Genomic DNA, 22,217 nt, shown 5'->3' on the forward strand with positions numbered 1-22,217 from the left:
AAGCTGTTTCCTGATCATGAAGTAGACAGAATGGACGTGGATTCCATGCGAAAGAAGTTTGCCTACGAAAAATTATATGAAAAAATTGAAGAAGGAGAAACCGATATAATTGTAGGCACCCAGATGATTTCCAAAGGGCTGGATTTTGATCATATTGAACTGGTAGGAATTCCCAAAGCAGATTCTTTATTGTACGTTCAGGATTTCAGAGCGGAGGAAAGAGCGTATCAGTTGATCACACAGGTTTCAGGAAGAGCGGGAAGAGTTTCCGGGAAAGGAAAAGTGCTGATTCAGACGTATAATCCGGATCATTCCGTTTTCCAGCTGATCAGAATGAATGAGGCAGTGAAAATCTATGAGTATTTCCTGAAAGAACGCCAGAAATTCCATTACCCGCCATTCACCAAACTGATCATGATTGAGCTAAAGCACCGCCGGGAAGATAAAGTAAACCGTGCTTCCCAATTCTTAGGCTCAGTTTTAAGGAAATATTTGCCGGAAGACTGTATTCTAGGCCCGGAAAGAGCTCAGATTGCAAAACTTAACAACCTGTACCAGTTTCAGATACTGCTCAAACTTCCAAGAGGAAAGAACTACGAGAAGTTCAAAAACCTGGTTTTGATAAGTTTGAATGAATTTGATGATATTACTGCTTATCAAAGCATCAAAAAAGACGTTTTTGTGGATTTTTAACAATTTTTAACAAAATTTACACACTTTTATAAGGTGCTAATGTTCAGCTTTCTGACAATAATTTCTACTTTTGATCGTTGATTTAATGTTTGGCTCTTTTATTGATGATTTTAACCAAATCGTTTTTATGGCATCCAAACATAGAAACAAATTAGAAGATAGATGGTAAATTTCAGAAAGTATATTTCAGGCTTTGCGGTAATAGCATCCGGATTTTTCCTTGCTCAGACTACCGTATCTACAGTTCTGTACTCTCCGGCTTACGACAATCAGAAAAGTAATCTAAACTTGCCTTCGCCCATAACTTCGGTTGTGGAAAAAACGATTTTGTCGCCGAAAGAACTTGTAGACATTAATGTAAACACAATGATGTCCGACCCCGTGCTGAAAAATGCAAACTGGGGATTCGTAGTGTATGACCCTAAAACGAAGAAAGTAATTTCTTCGTATAATGAAAATACTCCTTTAGTTCCTGCTTCCACCACCAAGTTATTAACTACAGAAACAGCTTTAAGCCTGCTGGGTGAAAACTACCGTTGGATGACACAATTGGAATACTCAGGAAGTATTGATGAGAATGGAGTTTTGAATGGTAACCTGTATATCGTAGGGAGCGGTGACCCGTCTTTAGGGACGAACAAAGCCGGTGCTTCTTCATACAGAGATATTGTTTCGGACTTCGTAAGCGGAATTTCCAATGTGGGAATCAAAAAGGTAAATGGTGATATCATTATTCAGACAGCGCTTTTCAAAGGTACTATTTCAAGGCTTCCGGAAAATGTTGTTTGGCTAGAGAACGGTAATTACTACCTGCCTGTGGGAACTACACGCGAAATCAGCCCGGCTAACGAAAAACTGATCAAAAAAGGAAGTAATTTTTCAACAGAGAAAAAGTATTTCTACATTTCTCCGTATGTGAACCAAATGGTATATGCAGATCAGTATAGCGGAGAGGGAATTTTAACCACAAAATTACCGGATGCACCTGCTTATCTGGCCAATACGTTCAGAACGACTTTGGTAAAAAGTGGTGTAGCGGTTACAGGAAAAGTAACTCCTAAAATGACGGATGCTACTCCTGAAAATAGAAAAATGATTTCTGCCTATAAATCTCCTACATTAGGAGATATTGTATATTATACCAATCAACACAGTGATAATTCCTTAGCTGAAGCTTTATTAAAAACTGTTGGGTTCCAGAAACTGGGAGACCAGACTTCAGAATCAGGAAGAGCTGTGGTAACCGGACACCTAAAAGATATTTCTTTTGATCTGAACGGCTTGAGCTATGTAGACGGAAGCGGCCTTTCAAGAAGCAATCTGGTAACTCCGATTTCTCAGGTGAAATATCTGACTTCTTTAATGGATGAGAAGTATTATAAAACTTATCTTACTTCATTGCCGATCGGAGGTCAATCAGGAACATTGAAAAAAATGTTCATCGGGACCGGAAACGGGCAGATTTTTGCTAAAACAGGTACCTTGAACAGAGTAAAAACATTGGCAGGATATATGAAGACCAATTCAGGAAAAACACTGGTGTTCTCCTTATTGGTAAATAACTATTCGGGTTCTGTAGATATGGTGAAGAAAAGAATGGAAAAAATTCTTGAGCCGGCTTTAGACCTTTAATGAATAAGTAATTAAAATTATATAAGAACCTTTTAATCAATGATTAGAAGGTTTTTTTTATCTTTGAGAATATAAAAGTTGTATTATGAAGAAATTATATTTTTGGGTTCTGAGCGTTTTTGCGTTTCACTCATTCTACGCACAGAATGAAAATATAGATAAAAAAGGTTTGATGGCCAAGGAAATGAATTCCTATACCCATAAGATGGGTGTAGGTAATATCAATCCCAATACGTTAAATTATGATCTTCAGTATCAGAGAATGGATGTTACCCTGGACCCTGCTGTGGCTAATATTTCCGGATCTGTAACTTCCCATTTCAAACCGACGCAGAATATCAGCAGTATCTATTTTGACCTCGTGAATTCTTTAACGGTTTCTCAGGTACAATATCATGGAACTAATCTTAGCTTCCAACAACTTGCCACTAAAGAAGTGAAAATTGATTTTCCATCTGCTTTGCAAGCCAATGTACTGGTTTCTTTAACCATCCATTATTCGGGAACACCCCCTACAACCAATGGGGCTTTTACCAATGGAACCCAGGGTGGAACTCCGATGCTTGCTACGCTTAGTGAACCATACGGAGCTCAGGATTGGTTTCCCACCAAGCAAAGCCTTAATGATAAAATAGAACGTTTTGATTTTAAAATTACCACTCCTTCTCAATACAGTGTTGCCTCCAATGGTAAACTGATGTCTGAAACCATTATCGGAGCCAATAAATTAACGTTCTGGAGAACCATGTATCCTATGGCGGCTTATCTGGCTGCGCTTTCGATTACGAATTTCGTTAAACTGAATGATACGATAGGAAACCCGCCTTTCCCGTTTATCAATTATGTATATCCGGCTACGGCAGCTGATGCAACAAGCATGGCCAATATAGACTGGACGAAGCAGATCATGAATACGTTTGAAACCTATTTCGGACCTTATCCTTTCAGAAATGAAAAATACGGACATATGCAGTTTATGCCCGGTGGGGGAATGGAGCATCAGACAATGAGTTCTATGGGAAGCTGGAGTAAGGGGCTTATTGCACATGAGTTGGCTCACCAATGGTTCGGAGATAAAGTAACCTGCGGTGCCTGGAATGATATCTGGCTGAACGAAGGATTTGCCACTTTTGGAGAACATCTGGCCAATGAAAAGCTGATCATGTCCAATGCGGATTTCATGAATTATTTGGCAAGTCAGAAAGATTTTGTGACCAATTCCCTTGGAGGAAGTACCTACGTTGCAGATGCCAATCTGGCGAGCGTGAATACTATTTTTAACAGCCGACTGAGCTATGCGAAAGGAGGTTATATTGTAAGAATGATGAAATGGATTCTTGGGGAAACAGTGTTTTATCAGGCTATTAAGGATTATCATGCCAGACCGAACCTGGCCTATAACTACGTAAGAACGGCCGATCTTAATGCTTCGCTACTGCAGTCTACAGGGAAAGACTTTACTGAATTTTTTAATGATTGGGTATATGGACAGGGGTATCCTACTTATGATATCAGATGGAAACAGTCCGGAAATCAGATTACTTTTAAGGTCTCCCAGACCCAGAGCCATGCTTCAGTAAGCTTCTTCGAAATGCCACTTCCTGTGAAAGTGAACGGAACAGGGGGAGAGGTGGCTTATTTCGCTTTAAATAATACTTCCAACAACCAATATTTTACACAAACGGTTGCCTTTCCGGTAGCAAGTGTTCAGTTTAACTATGAATATCAGATGCTTGAAAGAAATTCAACGGTGACTCAGGATGCTACTTTAAGTACGGCTAATGTTGATACGGAAAATTTTGCCCTATATCCAAATCCGGCTAAGAATGAGCTGTATGTAAAGGGAATTTATAAGACAACTGATTATACCATTCATGCTGCAGACGGAAGATTGGTGAAAAAGTCGGTATATCAACCGAATAAATCAATCAACATTACAGAATTGGTTCCGGGAACCTATATTTTCTCAATCCAAGACAAGACCGTTAAATTCATTAAATATTAAGAGCAAGCTGATATCCATGAAATTGTTAAGAGTAATCTGTTTACTGGGAAGCACATTTTTGTTTTCTCAGCAGAACGACTGTGGCTTAAAAAAATCTGAACACATCAATGTTCCGGCTATTGATAAAAATGATCTTTTGTGTATGGCCAAAAACTCCGGAAAACCGACAACGGTCTTTTATACATTAGCGAGCTGGTGCGTTCCCTGCATTCAACATCTTCCGGATGCTCTGAAGCTTGAAAAGGATTTCAATACCGATGTGTATGTTGTCTTGGTGGAAGGAGAAGACGATCCCAGGGTTCAAAGTGCCATCAACAGAGTGAAAGACAGATCTGAAAACGCTAAAATCGTGGTATTAAAAAATTCAGTGTATCAAGGGGGAGTTAAAAAACGCAACAAAACTTTTGTCACACAGATCACTCCGCCTCAATTTGAAGCGATTCCGGATTTTTCCAAATTTATCGTAGTCAATCATCAGGGGGAAGTTGTGATGGTAACTAACTGGAAAGATTATAAAAAATTGGATAAAAAGAATAAAGAGAACGTTCAGCAGATGTTATCGCATACAGTAATTCCATTGTTACAATAATTTTAATGATTAATATATATAGAGAAGCTTTCAGATATGGAAGCTTTTTTGTTTTTTTATAGCCCGGTTAGCTTTTCTTTTGGCTTTTCCCACCTTGAAGGCAAACCATTTTTCTCCGAAGATGTTCCTCATTGCATTATCGAAATTTCTGATCAGGATCATGTTTTTAAAGCCCCTCCATTTTTCAAGAAAGCTAAAAGGCAATGCCCTTACGGAAACGGAATAGCCTTCTGTTTCATATTGGATATAATGCCAATACCCGGAAGGGATGTAAAGGGTTTCTCCCGGTTGTATAACGGCTTCATAACCATTTAAATAAAGCAGTCCCGGAAACTCCCGGTAATCGGGTTCTTTGATATTGGTGATGCTATGGAAATTGTAAGGGAGCTTATACATCAGGTCAGATTGTTCCCAGGGAAACAGCCAGATCTTTTTGATACCCTGGAATTGGGTGATGAATACATGTGACATATCTATATCAATATGATTGCGGGTAATAGAGCCTTCACCGCCGAAAAACATGAAAGGAAGCCATTTTAATATTTTTCCATTAGTCACATCATTATAAATAATATCATTTTTAAGCTCAGGTTTCAGGCTTAATAAATTGAATAAAAATAGCCTTTTTTCGGTAGGAGAGTTCGTAATGAGATCCAGGTATTCCGCAAATGAGGTTTGCCCGATGGGTTTGCTGGCTACTCTGTCCAAAGAATCAAGATCACTTCCGTAAATATTGACAATATGATTTCCGGCTACTTTTTTAAAATATTCATAATTCCATTTTTTGAAAGCGGGGCTTTCAGGATCCATAAAGTCTTCTAAAATGACAGGTTTTGCAGGCTTCATATAAGTGGAAAGAAAGTCTTTATGGGCTATACTTTTGATTTTTGGTACCGGTGATAATCTCATTTCCCTGATTTTTGGAACAAATATAACAATTAGTCTACTAAATTTATAGACTATTAAGAAAAATCTTGTTCATTCATAGAAACATTCAGAATAAAACGGATATAAAGCTGATACTTTACCGCCTTTTTACTAAATTAGCGCATCTTAAAATTTACTAAAAATGATCTCTAAAAAGTATCTTGAAAATCTACAGAACGAACTTCAAAATATTGATAACGACGGGCTTTATAAAAGAGAAAGAATTATTACTTCTCAGCAAAGCGCAGAAATAGAAGCGAATGGAAAAAAGCTGCTGAACTTCTGTGCGAACAATTATTTGGGATTATCCAACCATCCTGAAGTAATGAAAGCTTCTCAGGATATGATTGAATCTCATGGGTATGGAATGTCTTCTGTTCGTTTCATCTGTGGAACCCAGGATATTCACAAGCAATTGGAACAAAAGATCGCTGAGTTTTTAGGACTTGAAGATACTATTCTTTATGCAGCTTGTTTTGATGCGAACGGAGGGGTTTTTGAACCCTTGTTTACAGAAGAAGATGCTATTATTTCTGATGAACTAAACCATGCTTCTATTATTGACGGTGTTCGTCTTTGTAAAGCGGCAAGATACCGATATAAAAACAATGATATGGCTGATCTGGAAGCTCAGTTAATTGCAGCATCCGAGAAAAATCACCGTTTCAAAATCATCGTAACGGATGGAGTGTTCTCAATGGACGGAATTGTTGCCAACTTAAAAGGAGTTTGTGACTTAGCGGATAAATACGATGCGTTAGTAATGGTAGATGATTCCCACGCAACAGGTTTCATCGGAAAAACAGGACGTGGAACTCATGAAGCGAATGAAGTGATGGGTAGAGTAGACATTATTACTTCTACATTAGGAAAAGCTTTAGGAGGTGCTTTAGGAGGATTTACTTCCGGTAAGAAAGAGATCATTGATATGTTAAGACAGCGTTCAAGACCTTATTTATTCTCCAACTCTTTAGCTCCGGGAATCGTAGGTGCTGCTTTAAAAGTGTTGGATATGATCTCTGATGATACTTCACTTCGAGATAAGGTAATGGAAAACGCTGAGTATTTCAGAACACAGATGAAAGCGAAAGGATTTGATATTCCTGATGGTGATGCTGCGATTGTTCCGGTAATGCTTTACGATGCACCGCTTTCCCAGAAAATGGCTGAAAAGCTTATGGATGAAGGAATCTATGTGATCGGTTTCTTCTACCCAGTAGTACCGAAAGGAAAAGCGAGAATCAGAGTTCAGTTATCTGCTGCGCATACAAGAGAACATTTGGATAAAGCGATTGCTGCTTTTGAAAAAGTAGGAAAGGAGCTTGGCGTGATTTCCTAAACTATCAGAATGCTTTTTAAATCTAGCTACAGAATAGAATTTTCCCAATCCAAAGAGACTGTTTTAGAAAATATAAAAAGCAGTTTGTTGGAAAACCGTTCCAATTTGCCTAAGAATTTTATTGGAAACGTTTCTGAAAATGGTTTTAAAATTAAACTGTTAGGCAGATATTCTCCGGATTTTAAGGGAAGTTTTGACCAAGGAAATAATTTACAGCTAACTGTTGGATTAGGGCTTTTGCAAATAATCAGTCTTTTGTTTATAGTTCTGGCTGCATTTTATATGTATTATAAAAATGAATATTACACAATGGCTATTATTTTAGCCTTGGGAATTTTCATTATACAGGCAAGTTACTATAATATAAAAGTGTCAAAGCGTAAATTCTTTGATTATCTCTTGAGTGTAGATAGTCGATGTAAAATTTCAGATATTTAAAAGTTTATATAAATGCTTTACACCATCATCAAAGCTTTACATATTATCTTCATGGTAAGCTATTTTGCGGGAATCTTTTATCTCGTGAGAATTTTTGTTTACTATAAGGATACGGATGAATTTGCCGAAGAAAAGAAAGCCATCTTAAGAGAACAGTATACGTTCATGGCCAGAAGATTATGGAACATTATTACGGTTCCGGCTGGGGTGATTATGGCCGTTTGCGGAATCATTATGATCTTTCTGAATACAGGCTTGCTGAAAACTCCGTGGTTTCATCTGAAGCTTACTTTCCTTATAGGTTTGGCAATTTATCATTACTGGTGCTGGAAAAAAGTCCTTCAATTGAAACAGCTTAACGGAAATACCCTTGAAACAGCCAATATCAAGCTGAGACAAGCCAATGAAATAGCAACCTTTATATTGTTCCTGGTGGTATTCACCGTGATTTTAAAATATCAGGTGATCGAATACTGGTGGCAATTAATTGCAGGATTTTTCGTTCTGGTAGTTCTGATCATGATGACGGTGAAGCTGGTGAATAAGAATAAAAAAAATAAAAAATAGTAGTTATAAGTTATGAGTGTTGAGGTATAAGTTGGTTTTAAAACCAGCAACCAGTAACTGACAACTCATAACTTATCACTTAAAACTCATAACTCAAAAACATGTTTGCAATTTTTAAAAAAGAACTTTGGAGTTACTTCGGGAACTGGAGCGCATGGATCATCATTGCGGCTTTCAGCCTCATTGCGGCTCTTTTTCTGTTTTTTTTCGATAACGATTCCAATATCTTCGAGATCGGGATGGCGTCTTTACAGAGCTATTTCGTTCTGGTTCCATGGTTACTGATGTTCATTATTCCTGCACTTTCTATGAAGACCTTTGCAGAAGAACAGCAGACCGGAACTTTATACTGGCTTTTTTCACAGCCTTTAAAAGTATCTGATCTTGTATTCGGGAAATTCCTTTCTGTTTGGGTAGTCGGGATTTTATGCCTGATTCCGTCATTGGTTTACCTTTATACGGTATATGTTTTGGGAGTTCCGGAAGGAAATATCGATTTGGGGATGACTTTCGGAAGTTATATCGGACTGATCATCCTGATCGCAGCATTTTCAGGAGTGGGGATTTTAGCATCTTCACTTTCGCAGAACCAGATCATGGCATATTTACTGGGCGTTTTCATGTGTTTCATCATGTATTTCGGGATCGAGCAACTGGCGAGTTATAAGCTTTTAGGCGGAGCAGATTTTATATTACAGAACATCGGGTTTTATCAGCATTTCTTAGCCTTTACAAGAGGGTTGATTGATTTTAAAGATGTAGCCTATTTTGTTCTGATCATCGGTGTTTGTTTAGCATTGTCCAATCATTTTATCAATAAAAAGAAGTAAGATCATGAAGAAGATATCATTCAAGTCACCGGTAGGAATTTTACTGTTTGTTATTTTGCCTTTGGCGGTGATCCTGTATATTTCAGGGATCAGGTTGGATTTAACAAAAGAAAAAAGATACACCCTTTCAGACAACACCATTAAAGTACTGGAATCGGTTAAAAAACCATTAACGGTTGAGGTTTACCTTGAGGGAGATTTCCCGGCAAGCTTCAAGCAGCTTCAGAGCGAAACCAAATTCTTGCTGGAGGAATTCAGAAAGGTGAATCCGAAAATAGATTTCAAATTCATAGACCCTATCAAAACCAAAATGTCCCAGGATACTTTGATGGCGATGGGAATGCAGCCTTCCGTATTGCCTGATGTAAAGGACGGGAAGGTTTCACAGATCGTACTGTTTCCGTATGCGGTGATCAAGTATAATAAAAACGGAATTTCCATTCCTTTGGTGGTACAGCAGGCGGGGATTGATGCCGATCAACAGCTTACCAAATCCATTGAAAATTTAGAGTACAACCTCGTTTCCAATATCAAGAACGTAGCAACGGATAAGAGAAAGAAAGTCGGAATTCTGGTGAATCAGGATGAATTGAGTCCGGATGAATTCCAGGGATTCATGCATTTGGCACTGGAAAGCTATGACGCAGGTCCTATTATTCCTAAAAATCAGACTGAGCTTACTATTGCCGATGTTCCTTTGTTGAAACAGATGAGCGCATTGGTGATTGCGAAGCCAAGAAAAGCATTTACGGATAATGAAAAAGTGATTCTGGACCAGTACATCATGAACGGCGGAAAAACTCTTTGGATGATCGATGCCGTAAATGCTGAAATGGATACCTTGATGAGGTCCCAAAAAATAATGCCTTTCCCTGTAGATAACAATATGACGGATTTCTTCTTTAATTATGGAATCAGGATCAATCCTGCTTTGGTAAAGGATGTGAAGAAATTTGCGCTATTAAGGCTGGTAACAGGAGAGGTGAGTGGAAACCCGCAATATACAAGCCTTCCATGGCCGTATTATCCGCTTGGAATTGCTGAAAAAGATCACCCGATCACCAAGAATATCAATCCTGTGAAATTTGAGTTCCCGACTTCCATTGATACTTTGGGAAGAAAGAACATCAAAACTCACGTTCTTTTTGAATCCAGTGAAAGAACATTGCTGAAGCAGGTTCCGAATTACGTGGAATTAAAAGAAATTTCCAGCGTAGACAGCCTTGGACAAATGGAAAAACCAAGTACCCCGAAAATCTACGCCGTAGCACTGGAAGGCAAATTTACATCTGCCTATTCTTCAAGGATTGAAAGAAAATCTTACCCCGGCTTCAAAGGACAAAGCCCGGAAAATAAAATGATCGTCATTGCAGACGGAGACGTCGGAAGAAACAAAGTGATCAAAGGGGAACCTTTACCATTAGGCGTAGATATGTTAACCAACGAGCAGTTTGGAAACGAACAGTTTTTAAGAAATGCACTGGATTATCTATTAGATGACAGCAACCTGATGGAATTAAGAAACAGAAACATCGAAGAAAGGCTTCTGGACCGCCAGAGAATTACCGAAGAAAAAAGCAACTGGCAATGGTTTAATTTGCTGCTCCCATTAGTGGTGATAGGTGCTTTAGGAGGATTGTTCTTCTGGTTGAGGAAGAGGAAGTTTGGATAAATAAGAACCCGGATAGATTTTTTCTTCCGGGTTTTTATTATGATACTATGATGAGAGAGTTATTGTATAATTTGGACATAAAATATTAATGATTTTAACTAGGACCTCAGGTATTTTTTTGATAGTATTATATCTAATATAGAATCATATTTATCCAATACTTTAATTTCTTTTACAAGAAGCAAACCACTTCTCTTTTCAGTCTTATGAACATTATCGAGTTGAAATAATTGGATATAGGCTTTCCCTTTTCTAGAATAAGGTGCCGATTTTATCAATACTTGTCCATTTTTTACAGCAAATTTTATATGGTCGAAAATGTTATCAAAATATGGATGAACTATGTTAAAAGTGCATTTAGAATAATCACTACTTTTTTTATTAATTGTATTTATTTCTTTTTTCAAATCATAATTACAATGATGACAGGCGAGAACGAGATTTAATGGCTCAAACATGAATTCGGGATAACTTCCTTTGCCTTTAGGTGCAATATGCTCACGCTCAAGGGGGCCACAGTAATTCTCATGCAAACCACAATAAATGCAATGTTTTCCTTGAAGCTTTTCAATTTTTTTTTTAATGTTTATAACTAAATTGTCTCTATCTACTCTTTTAACCTTGCAACCAACTTTAATTTTTCCATCCCATTCACCTCCGGTTAAGGGTTTTAAAGTATCAATGATAATTTGTTCTTTCTTTAAATACTTAAAAAACTTACCATTCAGACTTTGAAATAAAAAAGCTTTATTCTTTGTTTTTGACATAATTTTCTGCTTCTTTTATTATTTCATGTAATGGATCACCATCTGTTAAATTAAATTGACTAAACTTCCTTAAATAATAATTTATTTTTTTATAATCTTTTGATCGTTTGGATATTAGTGAAAGCATCTGTCGTAAATCATATTCGAAATAATGATTTCTTACATTAATAACCCCAAAAACATCATATAAAATAGCTTCGGGTGACCATCCAAAAGGTGTGTATTTTTTTAGTTCAGCAGAGAATTTCCCGTTATTATTGTTGAGAACTACAACAGAACTAAAGTTTTCTTTTAGGTCGGAAAGGATAAAATGAGAATGAGTTGCAATTAAAACATGACAACCTGAGTAGCCTTCTAAAAATTTTTTTAATAAATCAATGTATTTTAATTGCCAAGATGGATGAAGGCTTATTTCTGGTTCATCTATAAAAATAAGTGAGTTTGGTTTTAATTCAGGAATTGCTCTTAAAAAAGTCATTAACATTCCTATCTCGCCAGTACTTGAATCCTGAATATCAAATTCTATATTACCTTTTTGTAATATAATAGAATCATACGTTAAAAAATTTAATCTTCTTAGAAGAGTAATATATCTATACTCAGTCAAAAAGGTTTTATTTTTATCATTTGATTTGTTAAGGTTAATTTCTAAATGATAATGTAATTTATTCTTGGGACTTCTTACTAAAATATCGGAGTTAGAATTTATAAAATTTATGAAACCTTCTAAAAAATCAATATCTTCAGAATATTTTTCAATTATTTTGGCTTGTTGCCTAAAAAAACTTTGTCTTGATAAATCTCTTAAAAAAAGTTGTAGTGATTCAACAGACTTGGAATATTTAATTATATCAGAACGATTCAAAGATGTATTAAATGTATTTCTTAATTTAATTTGAATAATAGGTTCTATTTTAAGAAAATCAAATAACTGTTTTGCTTTAATAATAAATGATTGATCTTTTAAATTTTCATTAAAAACATCCATCAAATCATTTATAATTGCTCTTTTATGTATATTTATGCCTTTTACTCTTACTCCTATATAAGCATAGTTTTTGTCTGTTTTTACTTCATGTGGAAATTTGTCAAATAAACTATTTGAAATAGTAAGCAAGTTGATTTCATTTATATCCTTAACTATAAAACTGTCATTAGTTATTAATTCTTTTTTTCCATTAATAAAGCATTCAATATGAACATTCTCATTAGTCGATTTTAATCTTTGATTTAGAGATTGTCTAAAAACATTTAAAATGTTAACTAAAAATCTACTTTTCCCACTTGCATTATTGCCAATAATAACAGTGTAAAAATTTTTTTCTTGATTAAATATTTTCTCATTACTAATCGGGAATATTTCTTTTCCAATTCTAACATTAGTAATTCTAATTCCTTTGGACATTTTCAAATATATAGTTAAGTTTAAATCTAGTAAATATTTAAATTATCTTAAAACAAATTGATAAAAAATAAAAGAGAAATCATAAATGTTCCTTTATTTTATATATTTCGGATTTTTTGCATTTACTTTTAGAAATGTCGTGAGTTTATTCTATCGTAGTGTTCCAATTTTATCAATTTCTATAAGTTGATATATTGGACTGACTCTATCAAATGAATGTGAATAACCAATTCCGCCTTGCCCTTTATCTGCTATTTTTAGAGCAGTAAGTTTGTCTTGCAGTTCCTTTACAGAATTTACGTTGAAAAGTATTTTTACTTTCTCAAAATGGCGTTTTGATACTATTCTGGAAAATAAATCGAATTTTTTGATATCTCTAGTTCTATAAACATAAGTTATCGGAAACCATCTTAGGTTTTCGATAGAAGAAATGTAGTGAATAAGTAAGTCGGCATTAATAAGATTATCTAAACTAATATTTTCAGGTAATCTTTTAATAATCAAGTCCGCCATTGGGCTGAAAAAATCTTTTGAATATGTTTGTTTGTAGTATTGATCAAATATTTCAACATAGTTGTATAGTTCTTCATTAAATCTTTTTGCTTCATTTCCGCTGTAATATCTGCTTTGGAAAAAATAATTGGAATTTAAAATTTCTTCTATAAACTCGTATTTTTCATTCTTTAGCCCTACAGCAATGGTGTACAAAAATACTTCATGCATAAAAAATCTGAAATTATCAAATTCACTGCTACTCCAACTGCTTCTGCTTTCATCCAAAGGGCTTTTCAGTAATGGTAGTTTTTCAAATAATTTAATAAATGATTCAATGTCAAATTCAAGTTCCGATTTTAAAAGCTTATCAAGAAATGAAACAAAGTCATTACGCAAAGGAGTGTAAGAAACTATATTATCGTGAATGATTTTCCCAATTGTTAAAGTATCTTTTGCCCCTTCTATGTTTGCAGAATAACCTTTTAACTCTTCAAAAAAAACATCCAAAAACTCTCTTGTAATTGAATTGATACGATTAGGTGTTTTACTTATTTGATTATCAAAACTTCTTAAAATGCTTGAAGTCTTGTGAGTCATAGGAGTTTCTTCAAATAGATAAGAAGGGGCATTTCCTAGTTTTGGTTTACTGTAAGCTGGTCTTTGAAAAATGTTTCGTAACAACTTTTCATAGTTCTCTTCAAAATTATTTTGCTCTGAAAGATCTATGTAAATTCTGCTTTCTAAAAATGTTGGCACATAAGCATTTCCATTATCATCTTTTTCTGCAATGATTGGAATAAATTTTTCTTGAGAAACATCTCCATATATTTTGGGGCTTATAATTTGTGTTTCTGTTCCTACTCCGCCTGATCTTTGTTCAGCTTTTTCTGAATATTTTTTATCAAGGATTATTAGAACCTTTTTTATGTCATTTGATTTAACCATTGTCTCCATAAAGTTAAACTTATCATGTCCTTCTTTTAAATTCCATTTGTCAATAACAACATCAACTCCATCTGAAACTAGTCTTTCTGCTAAGTTAATTACCCAGTCTTCGTGATTAGGAGTTGTCCAACTATATGAAATGAATATTTTAGGTGTTTCCGTCATTTATTTTATTGTTTAAAATTGTTTGTAAGTTCCGTTGATTATATATAGTGTCAATTCAAATTATTCAGAAATATATTAATTTCTAAAACTATAAACAAAAAAAAGAGAAACCTTACGGTTTCCCTCATTTTATATATTTTTTCTGTATTTATTTTTTCAACCTCTCATTCTCCTCCTTCAAAGCCACAATCTTCTCTTCCAAAATTTTAATATAGCTCTGCAAGTTTTCTACAATAGAATCAGGAATGCTGTGATATTGATTAAAGTTACCAGAATTATCATGGAAAACAGGGTGATTATTGATAACGTTTGTAGGTTTTTCCTCCTTAATCTCTTCCACCGGAACATCCAAAGCCGCAGCCAGTTTTTCCCATTCATCGTCGTAGATTCTTACTTCATCATTTTCTTTTCGGGAATAGTTGGAGACATCTGTGGAGATGATCTTAGACATATATTCCTGGGTGTATCCTCTTTGTTTTCTTAGATTTCTTAGCTTTTCCATATACGTTCTTTTATCTGTGCTTTGTACAAATATAGACAAAAATGAGGCAAAATTTTGGAATCTGTGGTATGTGGGATAAAATTTTTTTAAACGCAAAGAAATATATTTTGCTGCCGATTATTAAAGTAGAGCAAGGACTCAATCAATGAAATTGATTGTAAGAAGCAAGCTTTATAAGCGACGTAGTCGCTATTCTTTGCATTGTTAAATAATAACGGATAAAAATGAAAACTTTGCGTTTTGAACCATTAAGATTTTGGGTGAAGGAGTTAAGAATAGTAAGAAGAACTTCGTTGTAAGCTTTTATTTAACGCAAAGAAAATCTTCATGATGGATATTAAAAAGTGAGCAAAGAAATTCAATCAATACATTGATTGTAAGAAGCCAGCTTCATAAGCGACGTAGTCGCCATTCTTTGCTACCTTAGAATATAACGTGAAATGAAAAACTTTGCGTTTTGAACCATTAATGGTTTACCAATAAAGTCGTCACTTATCAGAAACCACAAGTTTCAGTTAAACAATTTCCTAAACTCTCCCGGCGACTGGTTCGTCTTCTGCTTAAACAGCTTACTGAAAGACTGCGGATGCTCAAATCCCAGTTCATACGCAATTTCACTCACCGAAAGACTCGTTGTGCTCAGGCGTTCTTTGGCAGAATCAATGATTTTGTTCTGGATATGCTGCTGTGTATTTTGCCGGGTATGAATCCGCAATAAAGTTCCCAGGTAATTCGGGGAAATATTCATCTGTTCGGCAATGGTTTTTACGGAGGGAATTCCTTTTTCGAGGAGATTTCCGCTGTCGAAATATTGGGAAAGAACTTCTTCAAAACGTACCAGCAATTCGTGGCTGGATTTTTTCCGGGTGAAAAACTGGCGTTCATAAAAACGTTCGGAGTAGATAAGGAATAATTCAAGCTGGGCTACAATGAGATCCTGCGTAAACTTATCAATATTGGTCTGATATTCTTTTTCAATGTTTTTAAACAGATCCACAATGATCCTCTCTTCCTTATCCGAAAGGAAAAGCGCTTCATTGATCTGGTAGCTGAAAAACTCGTAAGATTTTATCTTCCTGATCAGGGATGTTCCCCAAAGAAAATCGGGATGGATCAGCAATAAATATCCGGTGGGTTCCACTTCCACCTCCGGTTTCATTTCCAGGCTTAAAAACTGGAGCGGAGAAACAAAACACAACACGCCGGAATCAAAATCATATTCCTGCTGTCCATAATTGAACTTGGCATTCACATTGCGTTTCAGGCCGATGGAGTAAAAGTTCTGCACCCATTTCAGTTCATTATCGTTCACGGGATATTTTACCTTGCTGTAATCGATCAGGCTGATCAGCGGATGTTCAGGATTCGGAAGACCACAGAAAGCATGAAAATCTGAAATAGAATTGAAGCGGAATGTCTCTTTCATAATGACTAAGTTATTTAATTAATTTTAATCTTAATGGTTCAAAACGCAAAGTTTTTATTTTCTATCTTTTTATGTAAGTGAGCAAAGGATAGCGACTACGTCGCTGATAAAGCTGGCTTCTTACAATCAATTTTATTGATTGAATTCTTTGCTCACTTCATAAATATACTTTATGAAGATTTCTTTGCGTTTGAAAATATTTGCCATCAAGAATAATTTAGAAGATAAGGTAAGTTAAGATGAATCATTCTGATTGTAAGCTAAAAGCGAAGCTCTTCTTACTATTCTTAACTTCTTCACTAAACCTTAATGGTTCAAAAGTTAAATTAAATCGCAGTTGCTTCTGTCAAAGTTTTCCAATCTTGGGCATCTTTGGTCATGATTTCAATCTTTTTATCAAGGTAGTCGGTTGTTCCCACACCCAATAAGAAATGTACCGGTGGATTAGCTTGTTTACTGATCTCGATCAGAACTTCTGCGGCCTTGTCCGGATCGTTCGGCTGATTTCCATTGATGTCATTAAGATGCGCTTGCTCCAGGGTTCTTGCCGTTTCATAAGCTTCGATAGGATTTTCCGGTGTTTTTATGGAACCTTTGTTCAGGAAATCCGTACGGAAATATCCCGGATATACTACGGTTGAATGAATTCCGAAATCTTTCGTCTCTTCAGCCAATGCTTCAGTAAATCCTGCTACGGCAAATTTGGTGGCGCAATAGACTCCCCAACCCGGAAAATTCCCGGAAAATCCTCCGATAGAAGAGATATTGATGATGTTTCCGGATTGCTGCTCACGAAGATGAGGCATCGCGTTTCTGATTACATTTAAGGTTCCGAAAACATTCACATCAAAATTCGCTCTTGCTTCTTCATCCGTAAGTTCCTCCAAAGTCCCGATCTGTCCGTACCCTGCATTGTTCACCACGACATTGATCTGTCCGAAAGCGTCAATTGTTTTTGCAATGGCGGACTTCACATCGTTGTTGTCTGTTAAATTGACTTCAAGCGGTAAAAAATTCCCTGAAGCTTCCCCGATTTCAGAAATTAGAGATTGTGCATTTCTGGTGGTAGCCGCTACTTGGTAATTTTCAGATAATAATTTTTTAACCAAAGAAAGTCCTAAACCTTTTGAAGCTCCTGTCACGAACCATACATTTTTTGTTTCCATTTTTAAATATTTTTATTTGTTTTAATTGATGGTACAAAGATGGAACGTTATAAGATGGAAAATGTAGCCAAATCAACGAATGATGTATCTGAATCGTGGGTGCTCCGTTTTTTAATAAAAAAGAGAAACACAACGGTCTCTCTTTACTTATTGATCTTACATTTTACCAGGGGCTTATTCCTGTTTCATCTTCAATATCATTGCTGAAATACTGACCTGTAGGTCCGTTTTCATCAGTCAGAGTATGTTTGATAATAAAAGATGCCGCACTTTCTACAGAACCAGGTCCGCTGTGCGCATTGAAATCTGTGGCGGTATAACCGGGATCAATGACATTCACTTTGAACGGAAGGTCTCTTAATTCATAGGCCAGAACAATGGTATAGGCATTCAAAGCTGATTTTGATGGTCCGTAAGCTGCAGATTTTACATGATAATATTTCCAGTCCGGATCGCTGTGTAAGGTTAAGGAACCCAGCCCTGAAGTAATATTACTGATTCTCGGGCTGTCTGATTTTTTCAAAAGAGGTAAAAAAGCCTGTGTAACATTGATGACTCCGAAGAAATTGGTTTCAAAAACTTCTTTAATGTCATGAACGGAAGTTTCGGTGGCTGTTTGCGGATTTACCCCTAAAATCCCGGCATTATTGATGAGAATATCCAGTTTTCCCTGTTCTTTTTCCACAATAGTTCTAGCTTGTTCAATAGATCCCGGTTGAGTGGCATCGATCTCAATGGCTTTGATATTTTGAAATCCTTTTTCATGGAGCTCTTTGACAACGGTTTCACCCTTTTCAAGATCACGGCTTCCCAAATAAACAAATAATCCCTTTTTTGAAAGTTGTTTTGCGGTTTCCAGGCCAATGCTTCTGTTGGCTCCTGTGATGAGTACTGTTTGCATTTCTTTTGTTTTTAATTGTTGGTGTAAAATTCCGTCAATTAAACAGGATAACATTTGCCATTTGGCAAAAAGCGTTTTCAGCGTATATTTTTTCTTATCCGGCTCAACGAGGATTGGGTAACGCCCAGGTAAGACGCAATATAGGAAAGAGGAATGCGGTTGATGGCATTAGGGTAGATTTCCAGAAATTTCAGATATCGGGTGGTAGCATCTTCGGAAACAAGCGGACTTCTTCTTTCTACTTTTTGAATCAATGCCCGTGAAGTAATTTTGTGCACAATGGCATCCCAGCCTACAATGGTCTGCAAAAGCTCAAGCCAGTCTTTTCTTTGGAAAACAATAAGCTTACAGTCTGTAACGGCTTCTACATAAGAGCTGGAGCAGATTTCATTATCAAAGCTTTCCAGATCCACTACCAGATTATTTTCATCGATGAAATATTTGGTAATTTCTTCTCCTTTATTGTTGTAATAGCAGACCCTCAAGATACCGTCTACCAGGAATCCTACCTGTCTGGCAATTTTTCCCGCTTCTGAAAAATACTCATCTTTAGACAGGTGCAGTTCTGTCGCCTTACTTGCAATAAGGTCCATCTGCTGCTGATTCAGACTTCCAAATCTTAAAATAAAATCAAATAACTCTTTCATACTGCAAGGTAAACAAAGGTAATGTAAAGACATTTGCCATTTGGCAAAAAATGACATTAAAGAACATTGGATAAACAATTATAATGTCTGTTCGACTCTATACCGTATTGCCTCTTCAAGCACTTCAATATGAATATCTTTCAACGCTTTGAATTTGATGCAATATCCGGTCACACTCGCTTTTCCTATTCTTTCACCATAAGTTTGAGTTAAGAATTTTTTATCTTCAATTCCCATGATGTAAATAGAGATCCCAGTTGTATTGGCGCTCATTCCAATCCTGTAGAATTCTCTGGTTTTTCCGCCTGCATAGTACATCGTATAAGATCCATATCCGATATTCGGATTGGAAACGGTTTCATTTTTATCATTTTTACCATCAAGGAACCATAATTGGCACTCCGGCATCATTTGCAGAATACGGGTATGAAGCTCACGCATATCGCTGCGTTTGGGTTCCGGTTGGTTGGAAATATAGTTTTCGATTTGATCCAGTGTGTCCATCTGACAAAAATGAAATAAATTTTTGAATAAACGATGGGTGATCCTGGATTTTGAATTCCTGAAATTAACAATAAAAAAGAATGGTGGTTTACTAAAAGCCACCATTTCATATATATTATATAATAATGTATTATTTTACGAGATCTACATTAACTGCAGAAAAACCTCTGGGTGATTTTTCTTTTTCAAAGGATACTTTATTCCCTTTTTTCACAGGCTTCACGCAATCGTTGGTGTGGAAAAAAATGTTTTCCTTGGTTTCGTCTTCGGTAATGAAACCATATCCTTTTTCACTGAAAAAAGTGACGATTCCTGTTTTCACGGTTTCTTCCGGAAGAATAGGGGCAGCTCCCAGACGGATGTCTTTAAGGTCTGCTTCTTTACGTTCTTCAGGTGGTGTGGAAGTGATTCTTCCATATTCATCTACATACATCAGCATATCATCCAAAGATTTGCCTTTGTTGTTGTTTGTTTTACGTTCTTCGCGTCTTTGTGTTTTTTCTTTTTGTTTTTGTGCTTTTTTCTTGAAATTTTCTTTTTTAGAGAAGGAGTCTCCCATAAATTATTCTTATTTTGATTAAATTGTTTTATATGTTTGTTTAGCAACGGTATTTATACATTTCTGTAGAAATTTACTCTGTAAACAGATTGGTAACAAGCTCTTATCTGCAACGGCTTTAAAAGACCCTCTAAAAAGGCAACTGAAAAGGAAAAAATGAAATTTTAAACTATGACAGCCAGTAAAAGGCGAATACCGATTGTAAATACCTCGCAAAGATACTCTAAATAAAATCAATAAAAGCTTATTTAAATAGTTGATTATCAAAAATATATTTGTATATTATTGCAATGTCGGATTTTTCATGAATTATAAAACAAACAAGCACCAATACTATTGAAATAAAACGTATTCTAAAATTGATAAACAATAGCATTGATATTCATCCCTGCGCCTACGGATGCAAATAAGACCACATCACCTTTTTCAATCGTATGGTGTTCCAGTTCACCCTTTAAGATCATCGTGAGCAATGAAGGAATGGTTGCAACACTGCTGTTGCCCAGCTTTTGAATAACCATAGGCATAATGTGAGCCGGAACAGGATAATTGTACAGCTGGTAAAATCTGCTGACAATGGCTTCATCCATTTTCTCATTGGCTTGGTGAATGATGATTTTCGTTAATTGATCAATAGAATAACCACTCTCATCCAGGCATTTTTTCATGGCTTCAGGAACACGCGAAAGAGCAAATTCGTAGATTTTCCTCCCATCCATTTTAATATACTTGATGTCCGGACAGCTTTCATTATTATATGATTTTCCAAAATACAGAAAATCTTTTTCATTAAGGGTATAGGAAGCAGAAACATGGGATTTGATCCCGGAATCATCATTTTCATTCGCTTCTACGATCACCGCACCGGCACCATCTGCATAAATCATACTGTCTCTGTCATGGATGTCAACCACCCTGGAAAGGGTTTCAGCACCAATCACCAAACAGCGTTTGGCAATACCGGATCTGATAAAAGCATTCGCCTGGATGACCCCCTCAATCCAGCCAGGGCAGCCAAATAAAACATCATAGGCAATGCAGAAATTATTTTTAATTTGCAAAGAATGTTTCACCCTGGCTGCAAGACTGGGAACCATATCAGACTGCACCGTACCGAAGCGTACATCCCCAAAATTATGAGCAAATATGATGTAGTCTAATGTTTCGGGATCAATTCCTGCATGTTCAATGGCAGACTGAGCCGCAATGAAACCCAAATCTGAAGCCGTCTGATCATTACCTGCATATCTTCTTTCCTCAATTCCGGTGATTTTTTTCAATTTTTCGGTAATAGATTCGTTATTATCCTTCAAAAGGATTCCTTCTTCATTCAGAAAAATATGCTTATTGAAAAATATGTTGGTAATGGTTTCTGATGGAATGCAATTGCCCACTCCTATAATTTTACTTGTCATCTGGAAATATTATAAATACATGAAGAGATTGTGTTTTTTGAAAACTGTAGGATAAAAGTAGTCTATTAAAAATAAATAATCTTCTAAATGATGATTTATTTTGAGATCTTTATATGCTAACCAGAATATCTTTCCAGATTATGATTATTTCCCAAGTTTTTCTGAGGTGATCTAAAAAGCATGTGTCAAAAAGAAAAAATTTGTAGCTTCCCTTTGTATAAGTATGGTCAAATAAGACAGAATATAGCTTTGTGCAACGGATTGATCTTGCTAAAATAAAATGGATAGCCACTTCAATATTTCCTGAACAGAATTTCAACAATTATATAAAAAGTTTCTAAGAGCAATCTGAAAAATAATTCAAAATAATTGTCATAAGCTAACTCTAAATATCCTTTATAAAATCCTCATATTCATAATAAAACCTTTCAAAACCATCCATTTTCTCTACAAAAAATTCAAAAGTTTCCTGCCATGTATTCTTATTGAAAATAGAAACACCGTGCTTTTCTACCCAGATTTTGCTGATCACTTTCCCATTTTCCAGCGTATGATACTCCTCTTTCTGAAAATCCCCGATAAAATCTTTCAGGATATCTTCCAGAGACCATATCTTTTCATAATAGGC

General features: G+C 35.8%; 22 protein-coding genes. 9 read left to right on the forward strand and 13 right to left on the reverse strand.

Annotated elements, in window-relative coordinates; all coding sequences use genetic code 11:
* From ACGHIN_RS12975 to ACGHIN_RS12990, 4 genes are all read left to right on the forward strand, one after another.
* Positions 1-693 (forward strand): helicase-related protein (locus tag ACGHIN_RS12975; protein ID WP_390454143.1); only part of this gene is annotated, 693 nt, incomplete at its 5' end.
* 162 nt (positions 694-855) lie between these two features.
* The gene (gene dacB / locus ACGHIN_RS12980) at positions 856-2,325 is read left to right on the forward strand and encodes a D-alanyl-D-alanine carboxypeptidase/D-alanyl-D-alanine endopeptidase (RefSeq protein WP_390454146.1); all 1,470 of its coding nucleotides are present in this window, start codon (positions 856-858) and stop codon (positions 2,323-2,325) included.
* An 85-nt stretch (positions 2,326-2,410) separates the two neighbouring features.
* Positions 2,411-4,330: a M1 family aminopeptidase gene (locus ACGHIN_RS12985; protein ID WP_390454149.1), complete on the forward strand. Its 1,920-nt coding sequence runs from the start codon at positions 2,411-2,413 to the stop codon at positions 4,328-4,330.
* A 16-nt stretch (positions 4,331-4,346) separates the two neighbouring features.
* Entirely contained in the window at positions 4,347-4,919 is a 573-nt protein-coding gene (locus tag ACGHIN_RS12990) for a TlpA family protein disulfide reductase (protein ID WP_390454152.1), read from the forward strand.
* A gap of 30 nt (positions 4,920-4,949) precedes the next feature.
* On the opposite strand, the gene ACGHIN_RS12995 is transcribed toward ACGHIN_RS12990, so the two are convergent.
* On the reverse strand, positions 4,950-5,828 hold the full coding sequence (locus ACGHIN_RS12995; protein WP_390454155.1) for a cupin-like domain-containing protein: 879 nt from the start codon (positions 5,826-5,828) through the stop codon (positions 4,950-4,952).
* A gap of 160 nt (positions 5,829-5,988) precedes the next feature.
* Here ACGHIN_RS12995 and kbl point away from each other — a divergent pair, with 160 nt between their 5' ends.
* The 5 genes from kbl (at position 5,989) to gldG (ending at position 10,692) form a co-directional block, all read left to right on the forward strand.
* Positions 5,989-7,185 carry a glycine C-acetyltransferase gene (gene kbl / locus ACGHIN_RS13000; protein WP_390454158.1) on the forward strand — a complete coding sequence of 399 codons (1,197 nt, stop codon included), beginning with the start codon at positions 5,989-5,991 and terminating at the stop codon, positions 7,183-7,185.
* A gap of 9 nt (positions 7,186-7,194) precedes the next feature.
* Positions 7,195-7,623 carry a hypothetical protein gene (locus tag ACGHIN_RS13005; RefSeq protein ID WP_245141577.1) on the forward strand — a complete coding sequence of 143 codons (429 nt, stop codon included), beginning with the start codon at positions 7,195-7,197 and terminating at the stop codon, positions 7,621-7,623.
* 12 nt (positions 7,624-7,635) lie between these two features.
* Positions 7,636-8,190 carry a CopD family protein gene (locus tag ACGHIN_RS13010; RefSeq protein ID WP_390454161.1) on the forward strand — a complete coding sequence of 185 codons (555 nt, stop codon included), beginning with the start codon at positions 7,636-7,638 and terminating at the stop codon, positions 8,188-8,190.
* A gap of 101 nt (positions 8,191-8,291) precedes the next feature.
* Positions 8,292-9,020, forward strand: coding sequence for an ABC transporter permease (locus tag ACGHIN_RS13015; protein WP_245141573.1), 729 nt, complete (start codon positions 8,292-8,294; stop codon positions 9,018-9,020).
* A 4-nt stretch (positions 9,021-9,024) separates the two neighbouring features.
* A complete protein-coding gene (gene gldG, locus ACGHIN_RS13020) occupies positions 9,025-10,692 on the forward strand; it encodes a gliding motility-associated ABC transporter substrate-binding protein GldG (protein ID WP_390454165.1) in 1,668 nt (555 codons plus the stop codon).
* A gap of 98 nt (positions 10,693-10,790) precedes the next feature.
* Here gldG and ACGHIN_RS13025 read toward each other — a convergent pair whose 3' ends face one another.
* From ACGHIN_RS13025 to ACGHIN_RS13080, 12 genes are all read right to left on the reverse strand, one after another.
* Positions 10,791-11,459, reverse strand: a complete 669-nt coding sequence (locus ACGHIN_RS13025; protein WP_390454168.1) for a hypothetical protein — start codon at positions 11,457-11,459, stop codon at positions 10,791-10,793.
* On the reverse strand, positions 11,440-12,864 hold the full coding sequence (locus ACGHIN_RS13030) for an AAA family ATPase (protein WP_390454171.1): 1,425 nt from the start codon (positions 12,862-12,864) through the stop codon (positions 11,440-11,442). Before ACGHIN_RS13030 ends, ACGHIN_RS13025 begins: the two co-directional genes overlap by 20 nt.
* Positions 12,865-13,014: 150 nt before the next feature.
* Complete coding sequence (locus ACGHIN_RS13035; protein ID WP_390454174.1) at positions 13,015-14,469, reverse strand: SEFIR domain-containing protein; 1,455 nt, start codon at positions 14,467-14,469, stop codon at positions 13,015-13,017.
* 148 nt (positions 14,470-14,617) lie between these two features.
* On the reverse strand, positions 14,618-14,971 hold the full coding sequence (locus tag ACGHIN_RS13040) for a helix-turn-helix domain-containing protein (protein ID WP_390454177.1): 354 nt from the start codon (positions 14,969-14,971) through the stop codon (positions 14,618-14,620).
* 511 nt (positions 14,972-15,482) lie between these two features.
* A complete protein-coding gene (locus ACGHIN_RS13045) occupies positions 15,483-16,397 on the reverse strand; it encodes a helix-turn-helix domain-containing protein (RefSeq protein WP_390454180.1) in 915 nt (304 codons plus the stop codon).
* Between the two features lie 326 nt (positions 16,398-16,723).
* Positions 16,724-17,563, reverse strand: a complete 840-nt coding sequence (locus ACGHIN_RS13050) for an SDR family oxidoreductase (RefSeq protein ID WP_390454183.1) — start codon at positions 17,561-17,563, stop codon at positions 16,724-16,726.
* A 163-nt stretch (positions 17,564-17,726) separates the two neighbouring features.
* Entirely contained in the window at positions 17,727-18,464 is a 738-nt protein-coding gene (locus ACGHIN_RS13055; RefSeq protein WP_390454186.1) for an SDR family oxidoreductase, read from the reverse strand.
* 77 nt (positions 18,465-18,541) lie between these two features.
* Entirely contained in the window at positions 18,542-19,111 is a 570-nt protein-coding gene (locus tag ACGHIN_RS13060; RefSeq protein WP_390454189.1) for a Crp/Fnr family transcriptional regulator, read from the reverse strand.
* A gap of 78 nt (positions 19,112-19,189) precedes the next feature.
* Positions 19,190-19,615, reverse strand: a complete 426-nt coding sequence (locus ACGHIN_RS13065) for a DUF1801 domain-containing protein (RefSeq protein WP_390454192.1) — start codon at positions 19,613-19,615, stop codon at positions 19,190-19,192.
* Positions 19,616-19,745: 130 nt separating this feature from the next.
* Positions 19,746-20,174: a cold shock domain-containing protein gene (locus ACGHIN_RS13070; protein WP_390454195.1), complete on the reverse strand. Its 429-nt coding sequence runs from the start codon at positions 20,172-20,174 to the stop codon at positions 19,746-19,748.
* 353 nt (positions 20,175-20,527) lie between these two features.
* Positions 20,528-21,589 carry a 3-oxoacyl-ACP synthase III family protein gene (locus ACGHIN_RS13075; RefSeq protein ID WP_390454198.1) on the reverse strand — a complete coding sequence of 354 codons (1,062 nt, stop codon included), beginning with the start codon at positions 21,587-21,589 and terminating at the stop codon, positions 20,528-20,530.
* Positions 21,590-21,974: 385 nt separating this feature from the next.
* A partial coding sequence (locus tag ACGHIN_RS13080) for a DUF4268 domain-containing protein (protein ID WP_390454201.1) occupies positions 21,975-22,217 on the reverse strand: 243 nt, incomplete at its 5' end.

The sequence above is a fragment of the Chryseobacterium barbadense genome, assembly GCF_042849955.1.
Classification (GTDB): domain Bacteria; phylum Bacteroidota; class Bacteroidia; order Flavobacteriales; family Weeksellaceae; genus Chryseobacterium.